Source organism: Congzhengia sp., from assembly GCF_037235575.1.
GTDB classification, from domain to species: Bacteria; Bacillota; Clostridia; order UBA1381; family UBA9506; genus Congzhengia; species Congzhengia minquanensis.
The window spans coordinates 43,373-49,642 of record NZ_JAXUNN010000009.1 but is presented as its reverse complement, the minus strand read 5'-3'; the positions used below and the strand labels follow the sequence as shown (position 1 = coordinate 49,642).

The window sequence follows — 6,270 nt, the reverse complement described above, 5'->3', positions numbered from 1 at the left end:
TAAAGCTGGAATATGGGGATATATCGTTTTTATATACCGGCGATTTATCACAGGAGGGTGAAAATTATGCAGCGGCGCTTTATCCTGAGTTGGTGCCGGCAAATGTTTTAAAAGTTGCACATCATGGCTCAGATGCCTCTAACAGCGAAAAGTTTTTAGATGCTGTAGGACCTGAATTTGCGTTTATCCCGGTGGGGAAAAACAGCTACGGACATCCGAAACAGGAGGTTTTGCAAAGATTAACGTTACGAAATATAGAATTTTATAGAGCAGATAAAAACAAAGATGTGACCTTTTATTTTGACAATAAAGAAATAAAAGGAATTCGATTTGATGAAAATTCGGCTGCGGGAGGGCTATATGAACTACGATGAATTTGTAAAATATTTAAAACAGGATAAAATGGAAAAAAACGTTCTCTTGCTGTATGGCGAGGAGGTATTTTTAAAAGCGCACAGCAAAGCGGAGCTGCTGAAAAAAATCACCCCGGCTCAAATGCCGGAGTTTAACGTGTTTGAGTTTGATGGCAGGAAGTATGATTTAAAAGCAGTGGACGAAGCTATTGAGGCGCTGCCTGTTATGTCTGACTCAAAACTTTTAACGTTTCGCAACTCTATGATTTTTACAATATCCGGCAAAGATACGGCCACAAAAGAGTATAAGGAGTTTTGGGAGAAACGGCTTTCAGACATTCCCGAAGATGTGTTTTTGGTTTTTGACGAGGAAAAGGTGGATAAGCGCAGCGGGCTTTATAAAAAATTTCAAAAACAAAATGCGTTTGCAGAGTTTTCTTATTTATCTGAAAATAAAATGATTAACTGGACCATTGGTCTGTTTAAAACACTGGGAAAGGTCATCAGCCCTCACGACGCGAAATATTTAATTGAAATTACGGGCGAAGGCATGATGGCGGTAAAGCATGAGGCAGAAAAAGTGGCCGCTTTCACCCAGGGTGAAATTCAAATCACCCGGGCGGACATCGACGCCGTAGTAGTTCCTGTAATTGAAAACAAAGTGTTCGACATGGTGGACGCAATGCTTTCTCAGAATGCCTATGCCGCACTTTCAAAACTAAACGACTTATGCTCGTTAAAAGAGGATGAAACAAGAATTCTCGGTGCAATCAGCTCCAGCGTGGATAAAATTTTAACTGTGAAGCTGATGACGGAAAGTAGGCTGGACAGGACTCAAATTGCGTCCAAAAGCAAAATACCGCCGTTTCTTGTGAGTAAATATATCACATTGAGTGCAAAATATACGAGGGAAAACTTAGAACGGCTGCTGACAATGTGTGTTGATACCGATCGGAATTTTAAACTGAGCCAGGGTGACAAAACCGTGCTTTTGCAAAGGCTGATTGCTGATTTTGCCGGATAATTATGAATTTCATAAAAAATTCATAATTTATCGCTTGACAATTCTGTAAAAAAGTGATATTTTAATGTTAGCACTCGATAAGGTAGAGTGCTAACAACGAGGTGAAGGGTTATGGAAATGAATGAAAGAAAGCGAAAAATACTTCATACCATAATAAATGAATATGTGACGAATGCGGAACCTGTCGGTTCACGGCATATCGCAAAAAACCTTGATTTGGGGCTTTCCAGCGCGACCATCCGAAACGAGATGGCCGATTTAGAGGAAATGGGCTATTTAGAACAGCCTCACACGTCGGCGGGCAGGGTTCCGTCGGACAAAGGGTATCGGTTTTATGTTAACGAACTGATGAACGGCTATGAAGTGAGCCAACGGGACATAGATCTTCTTGCCGTTGCTATGGAAATGAAGCTGAACCAGTTTGACAAGGTTATCCGGCAGGCGTCTGTGGTGCTTTCACAGCTTACAAATTACACCGCTGTATTAATGACACCTGAAATGAAACACGGTGCGATCAAAACCATTGAACTTGTTCCTGTTGACGCATCTTCCATGCTGATCATTTTGGTAACAAACGAGGGCATTATGAAAAACAAGCGGGTTTACATCCCAAAAAATGTAGACCACAAAATCATCCCTCAGGTTTCAGCACTGATGAAGGAAAAGCTTTCCGGCCTGCTTTTAAATGAAATTGATATGAAAAAAATCAATGAAATTAAAAAAGCACTGGGGTCAAATTATGAAATGCTGTTTCCGGTGCTGGATTTTATTTCAGATATTATTGACGACATTCAAAAGGAAACGGAAATCTACTTAAGCGGCGTTACGAATATTTTTAATTTTCCCGAATACAGAGACGTTACGCGCGCCAAAGAGTTTATCGAGTTTTTAGACGACAAACAGTCCGTTGCCAAGGTGTTGTCGGACGCAGAAGAAAACGACGAGCATGCAATTCATGTCCGAATCGGCAGCGAAAACGGGCTGGATATTATGCAGAATTTGAGCCTTGTCACCACGAACTACCACTTGGGGGGGAGAGCGGCGGGCCGGCTTGGTATTATCGGACCGACTCGAATGAACTATTCTAAGGTTATTGCAAATATTAATCAAATATCCAATTACCTTGACAGGCTTTTAAAAGAACTGTATATTGATGACAATGGAGAGTGATGAAAATGGCCAAAAAGCCAACAAAGGAAAACGAAGTGAAAGAAAAAGAACGCGTGGAGGATGCTGTTCAGGAAGAAAAGGAGCCTGTCACTGTTGAATCCGGCGAATTGGCGGAAGAAACACCAGAGGAACCCAAAACCGTTGAAAAAGAAAAATATGATGAGGTTTATGACAAATATTTAAGGGTTTTGGCGGAGTATGACAATTATAAAAAGCGCACGCAGAAAGAAAAGGACGAAATGTATAGCCTGGCGGTAGCCGAAACTTTAGAAAAGCTGCTTCCGGTGGCGGACAATCTCGACCGGGCAATTTCAGCGCTGGACGAAACGGAACACTCTGAATTTTCAGAAGGCGTGAAAATGGTTTCGAAACAATTTTTTGAAATTTTGGCGAAAATGGGTGTGGTTGAAATTGAGGCACTGGGCACACAGTTCGACCCCAACATCCACAATGCGGTGATGCATGTTGACGACGACGAGTATGACGCCAACGTTGTGGTAGAGCAGTTTATGAAAGGCTATAAATATAAAGAAAAAGTGATTCGGCATTCTATGGTAAAGGTTGCAAATTAATCATTGTTAAAAATTTATTTGTTTATATATTAGGAGGAATGACTTATGGCAAAAATCATTGGTATTGACCTTGGTACAACGAATTCATGTGTAGCAGTTATGGAAGGCGGGGAGCCTACCGTTATTCCAAACGCCGAAGGCGGAAGAACAACCCCTTCTGTGGTTGCATTTTCTAAAAACGGCGAAAGACTGGTTGGGCAGGTTGCAAAAAGACAGGCAATTACAAACCCTGAAAGAACAATTATCTCTATTAAAAGAGAAATGGGAAGCTCGCAGAAAACAGACATAGACGGAAAAAGCTATTCTCCCCAGGAAATTTCGGCAATGATTCTGCAAAAACTGAAAGCCGATGCCGAAAGCTATTTGGGCGAGCCTGTAACACATGCGGTTATCACCGTTCCGGCTTATTTTAACGACGCTCAGAGACAGGCGACAAAAGACGCAGGCAAAATTGCGGGACTGGAAGTTCAGAGAATTATCAACGAGCCTACGGCGGCAGCCCTTGCTTATGGCATGGACAAAGACGGTGACCAGAAAATAATGGTTTACGACTTAGGCGGCGGAACGTTCGACGTTTCTATTTTAGAGCTTGGCGACGGCATTTTTGAGGTGCTTGCAACAAACGGTAACAATCGCCTGGGCGGCGACGACTTTGACCAGAGGGTTATCGACTATTTGGCATCTGAATTCCAGAAGGAAAACGGAATTGATTTGAAAAACGATAAAATGGCACTCCAGAGATTAAAGGAAGCTGCTGAAAAAGCAAAAATTGAGCTTTCTGGCGTGACGACCACCAATATCAATCTGCCGTTTATTACAGCAGATGCAACAGGACCGAAGCATTTAGACGTTACCTTGACCCGTGCAAAATTTGACGAACTGACACACGACCTGGTTGAGGCAACCATGGAACCCTCGAAAAAGGCGCTGGCCGATGCTGGCTTATCTGCAAGCAACATTGACAAGGTGTTGTTAGTCGGCGGATCTTCCAGAATTCCGGCTGTGCAGGAAGCAGTGAAAAATCTGACAGGCAAAGAACCCCACAAGGGCATTAACCCGGACGAATGTGTTGCAGTTGGCGCTGCAATTCAGGGCGGCGTGCTTTCCGGCGACGTCAGCGGCGTTGTGCTGTTAGACGTAACACCGCTTTCACTTGGTATTGAGACCTTAGGCGGTGTGTTTACAAAATTGATTGACAGAAACACCACCATTCCTGCGAAAAAATCGCAGATATTCTCTACTGCAGCAGACGGACAGACAAGCGTTGAAATTCATGTTCTGCAGGGTGAAAGGGAAATGGCGGCAGATAATAAAACATTGGGTAAGTTTCATTTGGACGGAATTCCGTCGGCGCCCAGAGGCGTTCCGCAAATTGAGGTTACGTTTGATATCGATGCGAACGGCATTGTTCATGTATCTGCCAAGGACATGGGCTCCGGGCACGAACAGAATATCACGATTACAGCCAATACAAATCTTTCAGACGATGAAATTGACAAGGCTGTAAAAGAAGCAGAAAAATTTGCACAGGAAGACAAGAAAAAGAAAGAAGAAATTGAAATTCGGAATAACGCAGACACGTTGGTTTATCAGAGCGAAAAATCTCTGGCAGATTTGGGCGACAAGGTTGATGCTGCTGATAAAACGGCAGTTGAAGGCTTGATTGCCAAAGTGAAAGAGGCCTTAAAGGGCACCGATTCTGCGGCAATTAAAGCAGCGACTGAGGAGCTTTCCAAAAAGTTCTATGAGGTCAGCTCAAAAGTATATCAGTCAACACAGGGGCAGCAGCCTCCGCAGGACGGCCCGACCCCCGGGGATGGAAATGCTCCAGGCGGAAACAATGGTGATAATGTTGTTGATTCTGATTTTGAAGAAGTAGACTAATTAAAAATGAAACTGTTTCAGAAACAAACCCACAGCGTAATATCTGCTGTGGGTTTGCGGAATGTTTTGGTAAAGGGTGAATTTTATGGCAGATAAGCGAGATTTTTATGAGGTTTTGGGTGTATCAAAATCTGCAACCGATGATGAAATTAAAAAAGCCTATAGAAAACTTGCAAAACAATATCATCCGGATTTAAACCCCGGGGATAAACAGGCCGAGCAAAAATTTAAAGAGGTCAGCGAAGCGTATGAAATTCTGTCGGACAAAGAAAAGCGTTCCCGCTACGACCAGTTCGGCCACGCAGGGGTAGACCCCAACTTTGGCGCCGGAGGAGGCACTGGCGGCGGCTTTGGAGGATTTGGCGGGTTCGGCGGCTTTGACATGGGCGACATATTCGGCGATATTTTTGGCGGCGGTTTTTCCTCCCGCGGTACATCCAGACGCGGCCCGCAGCGCGGAAGCAATGTGTCTGCACAGGTAACTATTAGCTTTGAAGAGGCGGCGTTTGGCTGTGAAAAAGAAATTAATATTTACCGGATTGAAAATTGTCCCGACTGCGACGGAACGGGAGCAAAACCCGGTACTGAAACCGCAACCTGTACCGTGTGCGGCGGCACTGGCCAGGTTCGGTCCACACAGCGAACTATTTTAGGAAACATGCAGACAGTAACGACCTGTTCGGCCTGCGGCGGCAAGGGTACGGTAGTGAAAGATCCATGCCCGAAATGCGCCGGCAAGGGCAAAATTAAAAAGGGAAGAAAAATTAAAGTGAAAATTCCATCCGGAATTGACGACGGTCAGACAATTTCGTTAAGCGGCCAGGGCAATGTGGGCGAAAGCGGCGCGCCTAACGGTGACCTGTATGTTGCTGTGAATGTTCGCCCCAGCAACGATTTTAAACGTAGCGGTTTTGACGTGTCCTACGACATGACCATCAGCTTTGCAGAAGCGGCCTTGGGTGCAACTGTGGAAGTGCCCACGTTAGACGGCAAGGTGAAGTATGACATACCGGAGGGAACACAGCCGGGAACGGTTTTTCGGTTTAAGGGCAAGGGAATTCCATATCTGAAACGCTCAGGACGCGGCGACCAGTATGTCAGGGTGAACATTGAAGTGCCGAAACACCTTTCAAAGAAACAAAAGGACCTGCTCCGTGAATTTGCAGGAATGGCAAAGCCAAAATCGAAGGGATTTTTTGATAAATAACGATTCTAAAGGGCATTATTATAGTAAAATGGTTTATGGCCCACATAAACCATTTACGCA

Annotated in this window: 5 protein-coding genes and 1 pseudogene; all 6 read left to right on the top strand. The window is 44.3% G+C overall.

All coding sequences use genetic code 11. The annotated features are described in order from the left end of the window. Positions 1-374: pseudogene (locus WIG73_RS01390) on the top strand (hypothetical protein); the annotation flags it as partial. Then, on the top strand, positions 361-1,377 hold the full coding sequence (holA, locus tag WIG73_RS01385) for a DNA polymerase III subunit delta (RefSeq protein ID WP_337398974.1): 1,017 nt from the start codon (positions 361-363) through the stop codon (positions 1,375-1,377). The pseudogene WIG73_RS01390 and the gene holA, both read left to right, overlap by 14 nt. Positions 1,378-1,494: 117 nt before the next feature. Beyond that, positions 1,495-2,547, top strand: a complete 1,053-nt coding sequence (gene hrcA / locus WIG73_RS01380) for a heat-inducible transcriptional repressor HrcA (RefSeq protein ID WP_337398972.1) — start codon at positions 1,495-1,497, stop codon at positions 2,545-2,547. A 5-nt stretch (positions 2,548-2,552) separates the two neighbouring features. Beyond that, positions 2,553-3,119 carry a nucleotide exchange factor GrpE gene (gene grpE, locus WIG73_RS01375; RefSeq protein WP_337398970.1) on the top strand — a complete coding sequence of 189 codons (567 nt, stop codon included), beginning with the start codon at positions 2,553-2,555 and terminating at the stop codon, positions 3,117-3,119. A gap of 45 nt (positions 3,120-3,164) precedes the next feature. Next, positions 3,165-5,003, top strand: a complete 1,839-nt coding sequence (dnaK, locus tag WIG73_RS01370) for a molecular chaperone DnaK (RefSeq protein WP_337398968.1) — start codon at positions 3,165-3,167, stop codon at positions 5,001-5,003. An 85-nt stretch (positions 5,004-5,088) separates the two neighbouring features. Beyond that, complete coding sequence (gene dnaJ, locus WIG73_RS01365) at positions 5,089-6,210, top strand: molecular chaperone DnaJ (protein WP_337398967.1); 1,122 nt, start codon at positions 5,089-5,091, stop codon at positions 6,208-6,210. Positions 6,211-6,270: the final 60 nt, after the last annotated feature.

What these genes read in the sequence shown, in the direction of transcription:
- holA (WP_337398974.1), top strand. Translation starts at nt 361, where the DNA reads ATGAACTACGATGAATTTGTAAAATATTTAAAACAGGATAAAATGGAA.
- grpE (WP_337398970.1), top strand. Translation starts at nt 2,553, where the DNA reads ATGGCCAAAAAGCCAACAAAGGAAAACGAAGTGAAAGAAAAAGAACGC.
- dnaK (WP_337398968.1), top strand. Translation starts at nt 3,165, where the DNA reads ATGGCAAAAATCATTGGTATTGACCTTGGTACAACGAATTCATGTGTA.
- hrcA (WP_337398972.1), top strand. Translation starts at nt 1,495, where the DNA reads ATGAATGAAAGAAAGCGAAAAATACTTCATACCATAATAAATGAATAT.
- dnaJ (WP_337398967.1), top strand. Translation starts at nt 5,089, where the DNA reads ATGGCAGATAAGCGAGATTTTTATGAGGTTTTGGGTGTATCAAAATCT.